The following is a 14,835-nucleotide window of genomic DNA, read 5'->3' as shown; positions in this document are numbered from 1 at the left end:
GGGCGGCCGGGTGCCTCAGCGCCGGTCGCTGATCCGCTTCGCCTTGCCGAGCGAGCGCTCGAGGGCGTGCGGTGCCAGCACCTCGACGCGGGCGGTGACCCCGATCCGGCTCTTGACCCGCCCGGCGAGCTCGGCGCCCAGCAGGTCGGCGCGCCCGGCGTCGTACGACGCCTCCGCGGCCTCGACCTGCACGGTGAGCTCGTCGAGGTTGCCGGGACGGGTCAGCACGCAGAGGTAGTGCGGGGCGAGCCCCTCGACCGCGAGGATCTGCTCCTCGACCTGGGTCGGGAAGACGTTCACCCCGCGCACGATCATCATGTCGTCGGTGCGGCCGGTGACCTTCTGCATCCTGCGGAAGGCGGGGTACGCCGTCCCGGGGAGCAGCCGGGTCAGGTCGCGCGTCCGGTAGCGGACGACGGGCATCGCCTGCTTGGTGAGCGAGGTGAACACCAGCTCACCCTCCTCGCCGTCGGGCAGCACCTCGTGGGTGACCGGGTCGATGACCTCGGGGAGGAAGTGGTCCTCCCACACGTGCAGGCCGTCCTGGGTCTCCCCCGCCTCCTGCGAGACGCCCGGGCCCATCACCTCCGACAGGCCGTAGATGTCGACGGCCCGCAGCCCGGAGCGGCGCTCGACCGCCCGGCGCATCTCGTCGGTCCACGGCTCCGCACCGAAGATGCCCACCTCGAGCGAGGTGCTGCGCGGGTCGATGCCCTGGGCGTCCATCTCGTCGAGGATCGCGAGGAAGTACGACGGGGTCACCATGATCACGCGGGGCCGGAAGTCGACGATGAGCTGGACCTGGCGCTCGGTCATCCCGCCGCTGACGGGCACCACGGTGCAGCCGAGCCGCTCGGCGCCGTAGTGCGCGCCGAGGCCGCCGGTGAACAGGCCGTAGCCGTAGGCCACGTGCACGAGGTCGCCCGGGCGGCCACCGGCGGCGCGGATCGAGCGCGCCATCACCTCGGCCCAGGTGTCGAGGTCCTCGCGGGTGTAGCCGACGACGGTGGGCTTGCCGGTGGTGCCGCTGCTGGCGTGGACCCGGGAGACGTCCTCGCGGGGCACCGCGAACATGCCGAAGGGGTAGTTGTCGCGGAGGTCGGCCTTGGCCGTGAAGGGGAACCGGGCGAGGTCCGCCAGCGTGTGCAGGTCGTCGGGCGTGACCCCGGCGTCCGCGAACGCGCGTCGGTAGTGCGGCACGTGCTCGTGGGCACGGCGCAGGGTGTCGCGCAGCCGCTCCAGCTGGAGGGCCTCGAGCCCGGCACGGTCGAGGTCCGGGATCTCACCGGCCACCGGGCGCCTCGCTCCCCGTCTCGCCCCAGAAGGCGCCGCCGATCTCCTTGGACCGGCCGACGAACGTTGCCACGACCGTCTCGCCCGCGGTCACGGTGACGTCGTACGTCCCGTCCCGGCCGACCCGCTCGCGCTCGACGGCGACCGCGACCAGCTCGTCACCGGCCCGGGTCGGGGCACGGAAGCGGATCTCCGCCCCGGCCGCGACGGTGCGGCGGTTGTAGGAGTTGCACGCGAAGGCGAACGCCGAGTCCGCCAGCGTGAAGGTGAGCCCGCCGTGCCCGATGTCGTGCCCGTTGACCATGTCGTCGCGGACGGTCATCCGCAGCGTGGCGGTGCCGGGGCCGACCTCGTCGAGGGTCATGCCGAGCGCCTGGCTGGCGCGGTCCTCGGCCCACATCGCCTCCGCGCTGCCGCGGGCGATCTGCTCGGGAGTCACGCCGTCAGGCTAGCCCGACAGCCTCAGGCGGCGTCCTCGAGCCGCCGGCGCAGGCGGGTGAGGATCCGGGCGAGCAGCCGCGAGACCTGCATCTGCGTCACGCCGACCTCGGCGCCGATCTCGGCCTGCGTGCAGCCGCCGACGAAGCGCATCTCGAGGATCTTGCGCTCGCGCTCGGTGAGCGTGGCCAGGAGGGGCTGGAGGGCGACACGCGCCTCGGCGCTGCCGAAGGCGGCGTCCCAGCCGCCGAGCCGCTCGGAGGGCGAGCGCTCACCCTCGCCGACGGGGGCGTCGAGCGAGACGGGCGAGAAGCAGCCGTTGGCGGCCAGCGAGTCGACGACGAGGTCGAGGTCGACCCCGAGGTGCTCGGCCAGCTCGGAGGGGCGCGGGGAGCGGCCGAGGGACTGGTACATCTCGCTCTCGGCGGCCGTGATCTTGGCCTGGAGCTCCTGCACGGAGCGGGGCGGCCGGACGGTCCAGCCGAAGTCGCGGAAGTAGCGTCGGATCTCGCCGCGCATCGTGGGGACGGCGAAGCTGAGGAAGTCGGAGCCGTGCGTGGGGTCGAAGCCCCGGACGGCCTTCACGAGGCCGAGGTAGGCGACCTGGTCCAGGTCGTCGCCGGCGATGCCTCGGCCGTGGTAGCGGCGGGCGATCTCGACGGCGACGCCCATGTTGAGGCGGATCGCCTCTTCCTCGAGGCGGGTGCGCTCGTGGTCGTCGGTGGTGCCGGCGGCCTCCAGCAGGAGGCGGGCGGTCTCGGTGCGGCGGTGCGATCGTGCGGGGCCGGGTTCAGGGGCCGGTTGGGCTTGCGGATGGGCGACCGCTCCGGGAGCGGTCAGAGGTGGTGCATTGGTTGAAGCCACAACAAATGACACTGACAGTGCCCTCTCCTGGGTGCCACACCCCGCTGGGTGAGTGGATTCAGTCGTCGAGAGCACGCTCGAGCTCCGCTTTCGTCATCGAGGAGCGCCCCGCGATGTTGCGCTTGCGGGCCTCGGCGTAGAGCTGGTCACGGGTCCGGCCGGCCGCTCCGGAGTGCGACCGGAGCCCGCCGCGGCGTCCGGAGGAGATGTCCTCGGTCGACGTCCGGCTGGCGGTCGCCGACTCCCCGGCCCGGGCCCGGGCCTTGTTCACGGTCCGCGCCGCGATCTCGGCCGCCACGTCCTCGTCGCGGCCGCGCTCCTCGAGCCCGTCCTTGATCGCGTCGTACTGCCGCTCGCGCTTCTTGCTCCATCCCTGCTGAGGCACTGCCGCTCCTCCCGACCGGACCTGTCTCCGGCCCGGTCAGTACCCGGCGGCGGGGGCGGCAAACCTCGTCTAGAGCGTGCGGTCGAGGAGCTCGCGCAGGGCCTCGAAGTGCCGCTCGGTCGCGGCCTCGTCGTACGGCGCCGCGTCGGCCATCGAGTAGCCGTGGGAGGCGCCCTCGTAGACCTCGTTGGTGTGCGTCAGGCCGGCCTCCTCGAGCGCGTCCCCGAGCGCGGCGACCGCCTCGGGCGGCATCGAGCCGTCCTGGTCGGCGTGGCCGTAGACGAACGCCGCGGTCGCGGTCGCGAGCTGCCGGTGCGGGCTGTCCTCGCCGTCGGTGACCAGGCCGCCGCCGTGGAAGCCGCCGACCGCCGCGACGGTGTCGGGGTGCTGACCCGCGGCGCGGGTCGCGAGCCGGGCCCCCATGCAGTAGCCGGTGACCCCGATCGGGCCGTCGGCGCGCTCGAGCAGCGCCTCGATCCAGGCGACGGTGTCGGGGTCGGACCGGTCGGGGGTGAGCGCCCGGACGCGCTTCATCGCGCCCTCGAAGAACTTCTCGCGGTTGGCCGCGACCGTCAGGTCGGTGGACGGGGCCAGGTCCTCGGCGCGCCCGTCGCGGTGGAACACGTTCGGCGCCAGCACGACGTAGCCCCAGGAGGCGATCCGGTCGGCCATCTCCTCGATCCGCGGTCGCAGCCCGATCGCGTCGACGAAGAACAGCACGCCCGGGTGGGTCTCCCCGTCGTCGGGGCGGGTCACGTAGGCCTCGGCCGGGCCGTCGGGGGTCTCGATCTCGATGGTCTCTCCCATGGGGGCGACCGTAGCCACCCGGTGGTCAGGTTCCTGGCAGGGCCGGGACCGGACGCTTGCGCCATGCCGACCATGCCGCGGATCGCGAGCCGCGAGCTCCTCACCTTCCTCGCCGTGGGCGGCAGCGGCTACGTCGTCGACGTGGCCGTGTTCAACCTGCTCCGGGCCCAGGGCGCGCTGGCCACGACCGACCCGGCCTGGGCCCGGACAGTGGCGGTGCTCGCCGCCATGGTCGTGACGTACGCCGGCAACCGCTGGCTGACCTGGCGCGGCGTCCCGGCGGGCGACCGCCGGCGCGAGGTGGCGCTCTTCGTGCTGGTCAACCTGGTCGGCTTCGGCTTCTCGGTCGGCTGCCTCCTGGTCTCCCACGACCTGCTCCGCCTCACCAGCCGGCTGGCCGACAACCTGTCCGCCAACGTCGTCGGGGTGGCGCTGGGAACCCTCTTCCGCTTCGTCGCCTACCGGTGGCTGGTGTTCGCCGCTCCCGCGCCGCCGCCCGAGCCCCGGAGCCCCGCACCGACCGGAGGCCCCCGCGTCCTGGTCGTGTCCGCGAGCGTGGGCGCCGGCCACGACGGCGCCGCGGACGAGCTGGCCCGCCGCGCCGCGGCCGAGGGGTACGCCGTCGACCGGGCCGACTTCCTCGAGCTGCTGCCCCGGGGCGTCGGCCGGGTCCTGCGGTCGGCCTACCACCTGCAGCTGCTCGTGGCGCCCGCGACCTGGGGCTGGCTGATGCCCCGGCTGGGCGGCGCCGGGTCCGGGCCCGCGGCGCTCTCGGCGCGGCTGGCCCGACGCGGCCTGCTCGCGGCCTGCCGCCCGGGCACCGAGCTGGTGCTCTCGACGTACCCCCTCGCCAGCCAGGCGCTGGGCCGCCTCCGCCTGGACGGCAGCCTGACCTGCCCGGTGGCCACCTTCCTCACCGACATGAGCGTGCACCCCTTGTGGGTGGCCCCCGGGATCGACCACCACCTGGCGCTGCACGACCTGCCGGCCGCGCAGGCGCGGGGACTCGGTGCCGCAGGGGTGGTCGTCACCGGTCCGATGGTCGCGCCGGCGTTCCGCCCCGGGCCGGCGCGCGTCGGCACCGGGCCTCGGGACACCCGTCCCCGGACGCTCGTCGTGGCCGGCTCGTGGGGCGTCGGCGACGTCGCCCGCACCGTCGAGGACCTGCTCGCGACCGGCCTGGTCACTCCGGTGGTGGTCTGCGGGACCAACCAGGGGCTGCGTCGCCGGGTGCTGGGCCTGCCGGGTGCGGTCGCCCTCGGCTGGGTGGACGACATGGCGTCCCTCATGCGCTCCTGCGACGTCGTCGTCCAGAACGCCGGTGGCCTCACCTCGCTCGAGGCCCGCCAGTGCGGCCTGCCCGTGCTGACCTACCGCTCGCTGCCCGGTCACGGACGCACCAACAACGCCGCGCTGGCGGCGGCCGGGTGGGCCGCGTGGGCACACGGTCCCCGGGACCTCGGCGCGACGCTCCTCGCCGTGCTCGGGGCCGAGCCTCCGGCCGCCGCGCCGGGCGTCCTCGACTGGGCGGCGCTCCTGCCCGCGCCACTCGTGGCCGCCGCGTGATCGCCAACCGGTGGTCCGAGCGCCGCGGCGCGCTGTCCGGGCTCGGCGACCCGGGCCGGGTCGCGATCACCTTCGACGACGGGCCCGACCCGGCCTCCACCCCGCAGGTGCTGGCGCTGCTGGACGACCTCGACGTCCGCGCGACCTTCTTCGTGCTGGGCGCCATGCTGGCGCGCCACCCCGACGTCGGGCGCGCGCTCGTCGCCGCCGGCCACGAGGTCGGCGTCCACGGCTGGAGCCACCGGCCGCTCCCCCTGCGCGGCCCGGCCTCGACCCGGGCGGACCTGGCCCGCGCCCACGCGCAGGTCGAGGCCACGTGCGGCGTCACCCCGACGCGCTACCGGCCGCCGTACGGCGTGCTGACCCGGGCCGCCGACCGGGCCGCGCGCGACCTCGGCATGACCCCGGTGCTGTGGACGACGTGGGGCCGGGACTGGCGGCGCCGCGCGACCGGCGCCACGGTCCGCGCCGACGTCGCCCGCCACCTCGGGGCCGGCGGCACGGTCCTGCTGCACGACAGCGACTGCACCTCGGCCCCCGCCGCCTGGCGCTCGACCCTGGACGCCCTCCCGGGGATCGTCGCCGACGTCCGCGCGCTCGGGCTCGTGCCGGGGCCGCTCCGCGACCACGGCGTCGCGTCCGTCGCCCGCTGAGTCGGCTGGGCCCGCCGGGTCAGCCGAGCAGGAAGGACCGCACCCGCGCGCCGACCGGCTCGCGGTGCTCGTCGAAGAAGCCGTGCCGGCCGCCGTCGGTGATCTCGACCTCGGCGTCGGGCAGCCGCTCCGCGAGCAGCGCGGCGTTGCCGACCGGCGACATCAGGTCGTCGCTGCCGTGCAGCACCAGCGTCGGGGCCGCGACCGACGGCAGCCGGTCGACGGCGTCGTGGCGGGCGCTGACGCGCAGGTGCAGCTCCTGGGCGCGGCCGGTCATCGTCGGGTCGCCGAGCAGGTGGCTGCGCAGGCCCCGGCCCGACCAGTCCGGGGTGTACATCAGGTCGAGCAGGGCACGGGTGCGCGCGGCGCGGTCGCGCTGGCCGAGGGCCCGACGGACGTCCTGGCTGCGCTCGAGCCCGACCGCGCCCCCGGGCGACGTGCAGGCGAGCACCAGCCGGTCGACGTACGCCGGGTGGTCGGCCGCCAGGACCTGGGCGACCCGCCCGCCCATCGACGTGGCGTAGACGTGGGCGCGCGGGACGCCGCAGGCCGCGAGCACCCGGCGGGCGTCGTCGGCGAAGAGGTCGGTCGACCAGGGCTCCTCGACCGCGCGGGTCGCGCCGGTCCCGCGGTAGTCGAAGGTGATCGTGCGGAACCGGTCCGCGAAGCCGTCGCGCAACCCCGTCCACCAGTCGTGCGAGTTCGCCTGCCCCGGGAGCAGCAGCAGCGCCGGCCCGTCGCCGGGGCCGGACTCCTGCACCGCGAGCCGGGCGCCGTCGGGCAGCACGACGGTCCGGTGCCGGAGCGGCGCGGCGGCGGGGGCGTCGGTCACCCTCCGATGATCCCCCAGCCCGGCGGCGCTCGCGCGACGACCCCGTCCGGGGTTGACTGGCGAGGTGACCCCCACCGACGTCTCCACCGAAGCCCCCGTCCTCGCCACGCTGCGGTCCGCCCTGCCGGCCGACCGGGTGGTCGTCGACCCGGGGGTGCTCGCGTCCTACGTCCACGACGAGGCGGAGTGGGCGGAGTACGGCACCCCGGCCGCGCTGGTCCGACCGCGCAGCACCGAGGAGGTGCGGGCGGTGGTCCTGGCCTGCCTCGAGCACGGCACTGCCCTGGTGACCCGCGGCGCCGGCACCGGCCTGTCCGGCGCCGCCAACGCCGTCGACGGCTGCGTCGTGCTCTCCACCGAGAAGATGGCCGCGATCACGGAGATCAACGGCGTCGAGCGGCTCGCGGTCGTGCAGCCCGGCGTGGTGAACGACGACCTGCGCGCGGCCTGCGCGGCGGAGGGCCTCTGGTACCCCCCGGACCCCGCCAGCGCCCCGTGGTCGACGATCGGCGGGAACGTGGCGACCAACGCCGGGGGCCTGTGCTGCGTGAAGTACGGCGTCACCCGCGACTACGTGCTCGAGCTGGAGCTCGTCAACGGTCTCGGCGAGGTGGTCCGGGTCGGCCGCCGCACGGCCAAGGGCGTCGTCGGCTACGACCTGGTCGGGCTGATGGTCGGCAGCGAGGGCACCCTCGGCGTCGTCACCGAGGTGACCGTGCGGCTGCGCGGCTCCCGGGCCCCCGAGCGCACGGTGGTCGGCTACTTCGACTCCGTCGTCGACGCCGGCCGCGCGGTGGAGGCGGTCGGCGCGAGCGGCGTCGTCCCGTCCGCGCTCGAGCTGGTCGACCGGCACTGCCTCGAGGCCGTCGACGCCTGGAAGAACATGGGTCTCTCGGTCGACGCGAACGTCGTGCTCCTCGGCCGAAGCGACGCCCCCGGTCCGGCCGGTGACGAGGAGTCCGCGACGATGCTGCGCTGCTTCGAGGAGGCCGGCGCGACCTTCGCCGCGGCCTCGACCGACGAGGCGGAGGCGGAGGCGCTCTTCGACGCGCGCCGGCTGGCCTACCCGGCCCTGGAGCGGCTGGGGCCGCTGCTGACCGAGGACGTCTGCGTCCCGAAGGCCGCGGTGCCCGAGATGCTCGCCCGCGTCGAGGCGGCGGCGACCCGGCACGACGTCCTGATCGCGAACATCGCGCACGCCGGCGACGGCAACCTGCACCCGCTCATCAGCACCCCGCCCGGGGACGACGCGGCCCGCGACCGGGCCCAGGAGGCGTTCCGCCAGATCATCGCCGACGCGCTCGACCTCGGCGGCACCGTCAGCGGCGAGCACGGCGTCGGGCTGCTCAAGCGCGAGGGCCTCGCGCAGGAGCTCTCGCCCCAGGTCGTCGCCATGCAGCGGGCGGTCAAGCAGGCCCTCGACCCGCACGGCATCCTCAATCCCGGCAAGGTGCTGTGACGGCGTACGCCGTCGGGCGCCTCCGCGCATGCAGGCGACCGGGGCTGCACGCGATACGGTTCTGGGCCGCGGGAGCACCGCGGCAGCACCATCTTTTCCTCTGAACGGAGTCGTTCGTGCGCCACTCGCATCCCGAGCTGCAGAAGCCCAAGCCCCTGCCGAAGAACGGCCTCCGGGTCGTGGGGCTCGGCGGCCTCGGGGAGATCGGTCGCAACATGACCGTCTTCGAGTACCAGGGCAAGCTGCTCATCGTCGACTGCGGCGTGCTCTTCCCCGAGGAGCACCAGCCCGGCATCGACGTGATCCTGCCGGACTTCAGCTGGATCCGGGACCGCCTCGACGCGATCGTCGGCGTCGTCCTGACCCACGGCCACGAGGACCACATCGGCGGGGTGCCGTACCTCCTGCGCGAGCGGGCCGACATCCCGCTCATCGGCTCCCGGCTGACGCTGGCCCTGATCAAGGAGAAGCTCAAGGAGCACCGGATCCGTCCCGAGCTCCGCGAGGTCGCCGAGGGCGACGAGCTGGACCTCGGCCCGTTCAGCACCGAGTTCCTCGCCGTGAACCACTCGATCCCCGACGGCCTGGCCGTCGCGATCCGCACCGGCGCCGGCCTGGTCCTGCACACCGGTGACTTCAAGATGGACCAGTTCCCCCTCGACCAGCGGATCACCGACCTCCGCGGCTTCGCGCGCCTCGCCGACGAGGGCGTCGACCTGTTCCTCGTCGACTCGACCAACGCCGAGGTCCCCGGCTTCACGACCTCCGAGCGCGACCTGGCCCCGGCCATCCAGAAGGTCTTCCGCGACGCCCCGCGCCGCGTCATCGTCTCGAGCTTCGCCAGCCACGTGCACCGCATCCAGCAGGTGCTGGACGCCGCGCACCAGCACGGCCGCAAGGTCGCCTTCGTCGGCCGCTCGATGGTGCGGAACATGGGCGTGGCCCAGGACCTCGGCTACCTTGACGTCCCGCCGAACCTCGTCGTCCCGCTGCACGAGCTCGAGAAGCTGCCGCCGAACAAGGCCACGCTGATCTGCACCGGCTCCCAGGGCGAGCCGATGGCCGCGCTGTCCCGGATGGCCAACCGCGACCACAAGATCCGCGTCGCCGAGGGCGACACGGTCCTGATGGCCAGCTCGGTCATCCCGGGCAACGAGAACGCCATCTCCAACGTCATCAACGGCCTGACCCGCTGGGGCGCGCACGTCGTGCACAAGGGCAACGCCAAGGTGCACGTCTCCGGCCACGCCAGCGCCGGCGAGCTCGTCTACTGCTACAACATCATCGAGCCGCGCAACGTGATGCCCGTGCACGGCGAGTGGCGCCACCTGCGCGCCAACGCCGACCTGGCCATCAGCACCGGCATCGACCCCGACCATGTCGTGATCGCCGAGGACGGCGTCGTCGTCGACCTGGTCGACGGGCACGCGAAGATCACCGGCAAGGTCGCGGCCGGCAACGTGTACGTCGACGCGCAGACCGTCGGCGGCGCCACCGAGGCCACCCTCCAGGACCGGCGCACCCTCGCCGAGGAGGGCGTGGTCACCGTCCTGGTCATCGTCGACGCGGACACCGGCCTGCTCGCCGACCGGCCCGAGTTCCTGGTGCGCGGCTTCGTCCACCAGGACGGCGCCTTCGACCCGGCCGAGCCGATCATCGAGCGCACCCTGGCCCGGGCCGCGTCCGAGGGGATCGCCGACGCGCACCAGCTCGAGCAGATGCTCACCCGCGACATCGGCCGCTGGTCGCACAAGACCTTCCGCCGCAGTCCGCTGATCATCTCGATCGTCATCGACGCCTGAGCCGATCGGGCCGCCACCCGTAGCCCGACGACGGGCCGGCTCGTTCGCCTCACGTGACGACGACCGAGCAGACCGTCCCCCGCGACCTCGCCCAGCTGGAGGCGCGCGCCGCCGAGAGCCTGAGCCCCGAGTCCCTCGGCTACATCCGCGCCGGGGCCGGGGACCGCGACTCCACGCGCGCCAACGCGGCGGCGTTCCGTCGCTGGCGGATCAAGCGGCGCCCGGGTCGCACGCCGGAGAAGGTCGACCTCTCGACCACCATCCTGGGGACGCGGATGCCGGCGCCGGTCCTCTTCGCGCCGGTCGGGGTGCAGACGCTCGCGCACCCGCAGGGCGACCTCGCCACCGCACGTGCGGCGGCCGAGCTCGGGCTGACCTACGTGCACTCGACGCAGGGCGCCTACAAGATGGAGGACGTCGCGCGGGCAAACGGCGACGGCGCGCGGTGGTACCAGCTCTACTGGCCCACGGACGACGAGCTGGTGGCGTCCTTCCTGAGCCGCGCCGCCGCCGCGGGCTACACCCACCTGGTGATCACGCTCGACACGACGCTGCTCGGGTGGCGGCCGCTCGACCTCGACATCGGCTACTCGCCGTTCCTCGAGAACAAGGGCATCGCGAACTACACGAGCGACCCGGTCTTCCAGCGCAAGCACATGCCCGTGCCGGCCGAGGTCGCCCCGCTGGCGGCCGGCGTCGCCTTCGCGGGGGTCTTCCAGAACCCCGGCCTGAGCTGGGACCAGCTCCCGCTGATCCGCCGGAACTGGGACGGCCCGATCCTGCTCAAGGGGATCCAGAGCCCTCGTGACGCCCGGCTCGCGGTCAAGCACGGCATCGACGGCATCGTCGTCTCGAACCACGGCGGGCGCCAGGTCGACGGCGCGATCGCGTCGCTCGACGCGCTCGTTCCGGTCGTCGACGCGGTCGACGGCCGGATGCCCGTGCTCTTCGACTCCGGCATCCGCACCGGCCGCGACGCCTTCAAGGCGCTGGCGCTCGGCGCCGACGCGGTGCTCGTCGGCCGTCCGTACCTCTACGGGCTCGCGCTGGACGGGCAGCGGGGCGCCCGGCGCGTCATGCGGACCCTGGTCGACGAGCTCGAGCACGAGGTCCGGCGAGCGCGGCACCGCAGCCACCGCACGCTGTCCCGCTCCTCCCTGACCCGCGCGCGCTGAAACGGAGTCCGACATGTCCGAGCACACCCGTCGCCAGTTCCTCGAGGTCGCCGCCGCGACCGCCGCCGTCAGCCTCATCGCGCCGGCAGCGTCCGGCGAGCCCGGGCGACCGCCCGCCCCGGCGGCGCCCGCCACTCCCCGATCTCCCGCCGTACCCCGGCTCCTCGCGTCGTCGCCGGCCCCCGTCGGTCCGGGCGCCCCGTTCGGCAGCTACCAGTCCGAGATCTACATCGCCGGGATGAGCGCCGGCACCGAGCCGATCTTCACCACGAACCTGTCCGACCTCGAGGTCGCCGCCCACGACGTGCTCTCCGCGGGCGCCCGACGGCACCTGCGCGCCTGGGCGGGGGGCGCCGCCGCCGAGCGCGCCAACGCGCGGGCGCTGCACGCGTGGCGGATCGTCCCGCGGATGTTCATCGACCGCAGCGAACGCGACCTCACGACCACGGTGCTCGGCGTCGAGATGCCGGCCCCGGTCCTCCTCGGCCCGGTCGGACGCCAGGCCCTCGCCCACCCCGACGGCGAGGTCGCGACCGCCCGGGCGGCCTCGGGGCTGGGCCTCACCTACGTCCACTCCGAGCGGGCGAGCCGGTCGCTCGAGGAGGTCGCCGCGGCCGCGCCGGACGGCCCGCGTTGGTTCGGCCTGGACTGGCCGGACGAGCGCGACGTCGATCCCGTGCTGCTCACCCGGGCGCAGGCGGCCGGGTGCACCCACCTCCTGCTGTCGCCCCCGCAGCCCGGACAGGGCTGGGCGGCGCTCCGCGACATCCGCGGGACCTGGGACGGGCCGATCGTGCTCGGCGGCCTCCAGCACGTGTCCGACGCACGCCGGGCGGTCCGCCACGGTCTCGACGGCATCGTCGTCTCGAACGAGCGCGGGCGCCGTCGTCCCGGCGTCGGCGGGACGATCGACGCCCTGCCGCGGATCGCCGACGCGGTCGGGGGCAAGCTCGCGGTGCTCTTCGGCGCGGGGGCCCGGACGGGCACCGACGTGTTCCGGTCGCTGGCCCTCGGGGCCGACGCCGTCCTCGTCGGGCGACCGTACGTCCACGGCCTGGCGCTCGCCGGCGAGGACGGCGTCCGCCACATGCTCCGGACGCTCCTCGCCGAGCTCGAGATCACCCTCAGCATCGCCGGGGTCGGGCACCACCGCGACCTGGACGCGAGCGCCCTGGTCCACGCGTGAGCACCGTTGCGCCGCCCGTCGCGGCCCTGCTCAGAGCTCGGACTGGATCCCGGCGAGCAGCTGGCGGGCCATCACGATCCGCTGCACCTGGTTGGTCCCTTCGTAGATCTGCGTGATCTTCGCGTCGCGCATCATCCGCTCGACGGGGTAGTCGCGGGTGTAGCCGTAGCCGCCGAGCACCTGGACGGCGTTGGTGGTGACCTCCATGGCGACGTCGGAGGCGAAGCACTTGGCCGCGGCACCGAAGAACGTCAGGTCCTTGTCCCCGCGCTCCGAGCGACCGGCGGCGGCGTAGGTCATCTGGCGGGCGGCCTCGACCTTCATGCCCATGTCGGCGAGCAGGAACTGCAGGCCCTGGAAGTCCGCGATCGGCGTGCCGAACTGCTTGCGCTCCTGGGCGTAGCCCAGCGCGTAGTCGAGCGCGCCCTGGGCGACACCGACAGCCTGGGCGGCGATGGTGACCCGGGTGTGGTCGAGGGTCTTCATCGCGGTCTCGAAGCCGGTGCCCTCGGCGCCGATCATCCGGGACGCCGGGATCCGGACGTTGTCGAGGTAGACCTCGCGGGTCGGCGAGCCCTTGATGCCGAGCTTCTTCTCCGGCGCGCCAAAGGAGACGCCCTCGTCGGACTTCTCGACGACGAAGGCCGAGATGCCCTTGGAGCGCTTCTCGGGGTCCGTGACCGCCATGACGGTGTAGTACTCCGAGACGCCGGCGTTGGTGATCCAGCGCTTGACGCCGTTGAGGACCCACTCGTCCCCGTCGCGCACGGCCCGGGTCTTCATGCCGACCGCGTCCGAGCCGGCGTCCGGCTCGGAGAGGCAGTAGGAGAAGCCACCCTCGCCCGCGGCGAGCTTGCCGAGGTAGTGGCTCTTGAGCTCCTCGGAGCCGCTGATCTGCACCGGCAGCGAGCCGAGCTTGTTCACCGCCGGGATCAGCGACGAGCTCACGCAGGCGCGCGCCACCTCCTCGATGACGAGCACGGTCGCCAGGGCGTCGGCCCCGGCGCCGCCGTACTCCTCTGGCACGTGCGGGGCGTGGAAGTCCGCGGCGAGCAGGGCGTCGTGCGCCTCCTGCGGGTAGCGGGCCTCCTCGTCCACGGCGGCGGCGTACGGCGCCACCTTGGCGTCGCAGACGGCGCGGACGGCCTCGCGGATGGCCTGGTGCTCCTCGGAGAGGGCGTACAGCGGGAAGTCGGAGCTCATGGGTCGGATCCTACTGCCGGGTAACGGGCTCGTGGACGGGTGGTCCGGACGCGGGAACGCCCGGCCGGTGCACGTGGCACCGACCGGGCGTTCCGGGATGTTGCGGGGTGGAGCAGGGTCAGGCAGAGGTCACTTGATCGTGAACTTGGCCGGCGCCGACTTGCTCGTGGTGGTGTAGCCGTCGCCCTTATAGACGGTGACGACCTTCTTGTAGACACCCTTCTTGAGCTTGCCCAGGTTGATCGTGGCGATGCCCTTGGCGTTCAGCGTGCCCTTGCCGAGGGTCTTGGAGCCCTTCTTGACGATGACCATGCCGCTGGGGACCTTGTTGCTGGTGCCGGGCGTGGTGACCGTGGCCTTGATCTTGGTGGCCTTGGTGTGCGTCATCTTGCCCAGGACCTTCTCGGCCGTGGCCGACTTGTTCTTGGTCACGGTGATGTGGTGGTAGGCACCGGCCGTGGTGCTGGGCGCGAGGGTGCACGAGACCGGGATGCTGCCGCCGCTGGCGGTGGTGGCGACCAGGTCCAGCGACGAGGGCGAGAAGATGTCGTAGACGCCGGCCTGCGGCACCACGAAGTCCTCGTTCACCCCGTCACCCTCGCGGGCGTCGCCGTCCGTGTCCGTGGAGTCGGAGCTCCACGAGGTGTCCGCGTTCTGCGTCATGCCCGCCAGGGTGACCGAGATGCCGGCCACGTGGACCTGGTTGCCGCCGAAGTCGCCCGCGAACGTGGGGGCGGCGATCGAGGTGACCTGGAACTGACCCAGGGCAGAGTGCACCTGGTCCGGGATGGTGAAGGTGTTGGTGACCGTCAGCAGCCCGGCAGGGACCGTGAAGCCGGCCGCGATCGTCGGGAAGCCCTCGATGCCCACGGCGTTGGTGGTCAGGCCGACCGGGAAGGTGGTCCCGGCAGCGGAGCACGAGTAGGTGTTGGTGACGACCGGGTCCGCGTGGGCGGCGGTGGTGCTCAGGCCGACCAGGCCGGTGGTCGCGAGTGCGGCGACGGCGCCGGTGGCGGCGAAGCGCTTGGACATGGTGACGACGTTCATCAGAGGTGCTCCCTCAAGCATGTGTTGGCACTACCTCCCGGTAGTGAAGACGGATCACGCTAACCGGCAGGTGGCCCCGGACGGGGCCGAATGCCAAAACTAGTGGCACCCGTCACACGCGCCCC

The 14,835-nt window shown here is 73.7% G+C and carries 14 protein-coding genes; 6 read left to right on the top strand and 8 right to left on the bottom strand.

Going from position 1 to position 14,835, the window contains the following annotated elements; translation table 11 throughout:
* Nucleotides 1-15: 15 nt before the first annotated feature.
* The 5 genes from paaK to H5V45_RS16765 all read right to left on the bottom strand — a co-directional run bounded on the left by paaK (nt 16) and on the right by H5V45_RS16765 (nt 3,787).
* Nucleotides 16-1,293, bottom strand: coding sequence for a phenylacetate--CoA ligase PaaK (gene paaK / locus H5V45_RS16785; protein ID WP_185253984.1), 1,278 nt, complete (start codon nt 1,291-1,293; stop codon nt 16-18).
* Nucleotides 1,283-1,732, bottom strand: a complete 450-nt coding sequence (paaI, locus tag H5V45_RS16780) for a hydroxyphenylacetyl-CoA thioesterase PaaI (RefSeq protein WP_343061603.1) — start codon at nt 1,730-1,732, stop codon at nt 1,283-1,285. Before paaI ends, paaK begins: the two co-directional genes overlap by 11 nt.
* 23 nt (nt 1,733-1,755) lie before the next feature.
* Complete coding sequence (locus H5V45_RS16775; protein ID WP_343061602.1) at nt 1,756-2,595, bottom strand: sigma-70 family RNA polymerase sigma factor; 840 nt, start codon at nt 2,593-2,595, stop codon at nt 1,756-1,758.
* 58 nt (nt 2,596-2,653) lie between these two features.
* The gene (locus tag H5V45_RS16770; protein WP_185253983.1) at nt 2,654-2,980 is read right to left on the bottom strand and encodes a plasmid stabilization protein; all 327 of its coding nucleotides are present in this window, start codon (nt 2,978-2,980) and stop codon (nt 2,654-2,656) included.
* 69 nt (nt 2,981-3,049) lie between these two features.
* Nucleotides 3,050-3,787 carry a dienelactone hydrolase family protein gene (locus tag H5V45_RS16765; RefSeq protein WP_185253982.1) on the bottom strand — a complete coding sequence of 246 codons (738 nt, stop codon included), beginning with the start codon at nt 3,785-3,787 and terminating at the stop codon, nt 3,050-3,052.
* 63 nt (nt 3,788-3,850) lie between these two features.
* On the opposite strand from H5V45_RS16765, the gene H5V45_RS16760 reads away from it, so the two are divergent.
* On the top strand, nt 3,851-5,353 hold the full coding sequence (locus H5V45_RS16760) for a GtrA family protein (RefSeq protein ID WP_185253981.1): 1,503 nt from the start codon (nt 3,851-3,853) through the stop codon (nt 5,351-5,353).
* Nucleotides 5,350-6,006: a polysaccharide deacetylase family protein gene (locus H5V45_RS16755; RefSeq protein WP_221634037.1), complete on the top strand. Its 657-nt coding sequence runs from the start codon at nt 5,350-5,352 to the stop codon at nt 6,004-6,006. The genes H5V45_RS16760 and H5V45_RS16755 overlap by 4 nt, the downstream gene beginning before the upstream one ends.
* 19 nt (nt 6,007-6,025) lie before the next feature.
* On the opposite strand, the gene H5V45_RS16750 is transcribed toward H5V45_RS16755, so the two are convergent.
* Nucleotides 6,026-6,838: an alpha/beta fold hydrolase gene (locus tag H5V45_RS16750; protein WP_221634036.1), complete on the bottom strand. Its 813-nt coding sequence runs from the start codon at nt 6,836-6,838 to the stop codon at nt 6,026-6,028.
* Nucleotides 6,839-6,902: 64 nt separating this feature from the next.
* On the opposite strand from H5V45_RS16750, the gene H5V45_RS16745 reads away from it, so the two are divergent.
* The 4 genes from H5V45_RS16745 (at nt 6,903) to H5V45_RS16730 (ending at nt 12,460) form a co-directional block, all read left to right on the top strand.
* The gene (locus tag H5V45_RS16745; protein WP_185253980.1) at nt 6,903-8,297 is read left to right on the top strand and encodes an FAD-linked oxidase C-terminal domain-containing protein; all 1,395 of its coding nucleotides are present in this window, start codon (nt 6,903-6,905) and stop codon (nt 8,295-8,297) included.
* A gap of 116 nt (nt 8,298-8,413) precedes the next feature.
* Nucleotides 8,414-10,099: an RNase J family beta-CASP ribonuclease gene (locus H5V45_RS16740; protein WP_185253979.1), complete on the top strand. Its 1,686-nt coding sequence runs from the start codon at nt 8,414-8,416 to the stop codon at nt 10,097-10,099.
* A 53-nt stretch (nt 10,100-10,152) separates the two neighbouring features.
* The gene (locus H5V45_RS16735) at nt 10,153-11,274 is read left to right on the top strand and encodes an alpha-hydroxy-acid oxidizing protein (RefSeq protein ID WP_185253978.1); all 1,122 of its coding nucleotides are present in this window, start codon (nt 10,153-10,155) and stop codon (nt 11,272-11,274) included.
* 13 nt (nt 11,275-11,287) lie between these two features.
* Nucleotides 11,288-12,460, top strand: a complete 1,173-nt coding sequence (locus H5V45_RS16730; RefSeq protein ID WP_281385841.1) for an alpha-hydroxy-acid oxidizing protein — start codon at nt 11,288-11,290, stop codon at nt 12,458-12,460.
* A 30-nt stretch (nt 12,461-12,490) separates the two neighbouring features.
* On the opposite strand, the gene H5V45_RS16725 is transcribed toward H5V45_RS16730, so the two are convergent.
* Together H5V45_RS16725 and H5V45_RS16720 are read right to left on the bottom strand one after the other, a co-directional pair.
* Nucleotides 12,491-13,663, bottom strand: coding sequence for an acyl-CoA dehydrogenase family protein (locus H5V45_RS16725; RefSeq protein WP_185253977.1), 1,173 nt, complete (start codon nt 13,661-13,663; stop codon nt 12,491-12,493).
* Nucleotides 13,664-13,792: 129 nt separating this feature from the next.
* Nucleotides 13,793-14,710, bottom strand: a complete 918-nt coding sequence (locus tag H5V45_RS16720) for an Ig-like domain repeat protein (RefSeq protein ID WP_185253976.1) — start codon at nt 14,708-14,710, stop codon at nt 13,793-13,795.
* Nucleotides 14,711-14,835 lie beyond the last annotated feature (125 nt).

Origin of the sequence: Nocardioides luti (genome assembly GCF_014212315.1) — a bacterium.
In the GTDB taxonomy this organism is placed as follows: Bacteria; Actinomycetota; Actinomycetes; order Propionibacteriales; family Nocardioidaceae; genus Nocardioides; species Nocardioides luti.
Note: the sequence above shows the minus strand (reverse complement) of the source record. Positions and strands in the feature narration are given on the sequence as shown.

Bases quoted from the DNA above. Each gene is read 5' to 3' on its own strand.
- H5V45_RS16765 (WP_185253982.1), bottom strand. From the start codon at position 3,787: ATGGGAGAGACCATCGAGATCGAGACCCCCGACGGCCCGGCCGAGGCC.
- H5V45_RS16720 (WP_185253976.1), bottom strand. From the start codon at position 14,710: ATGAACGTCGTCACCATGTCCAAGCGCTTCGCCGCCACCGGCGCCGTC.
- H5V45_RS16760 (WP_185253981.1), top strand. From the start codon at position 3,851: ATGCCGACCATGCCGCGGATCGCGAGCCGCGAGCTCCTCACCTTCCTC.
- H5V45_RS16725 (WP_185253977.1), bottom strand. From the start codon at position 13,663: ATGAGCTCCGACTTCCCGCTGTACGCCCTCTCCGAGGAGCACCAGGCC.
- H5V45_RS16730 (WP_281385841.1), top strand. From the start codon at position 11,288: ATGTCCGAGCACACCCGTCGCCAGTTCCTCGAGGTCGCCGCCGCGACC.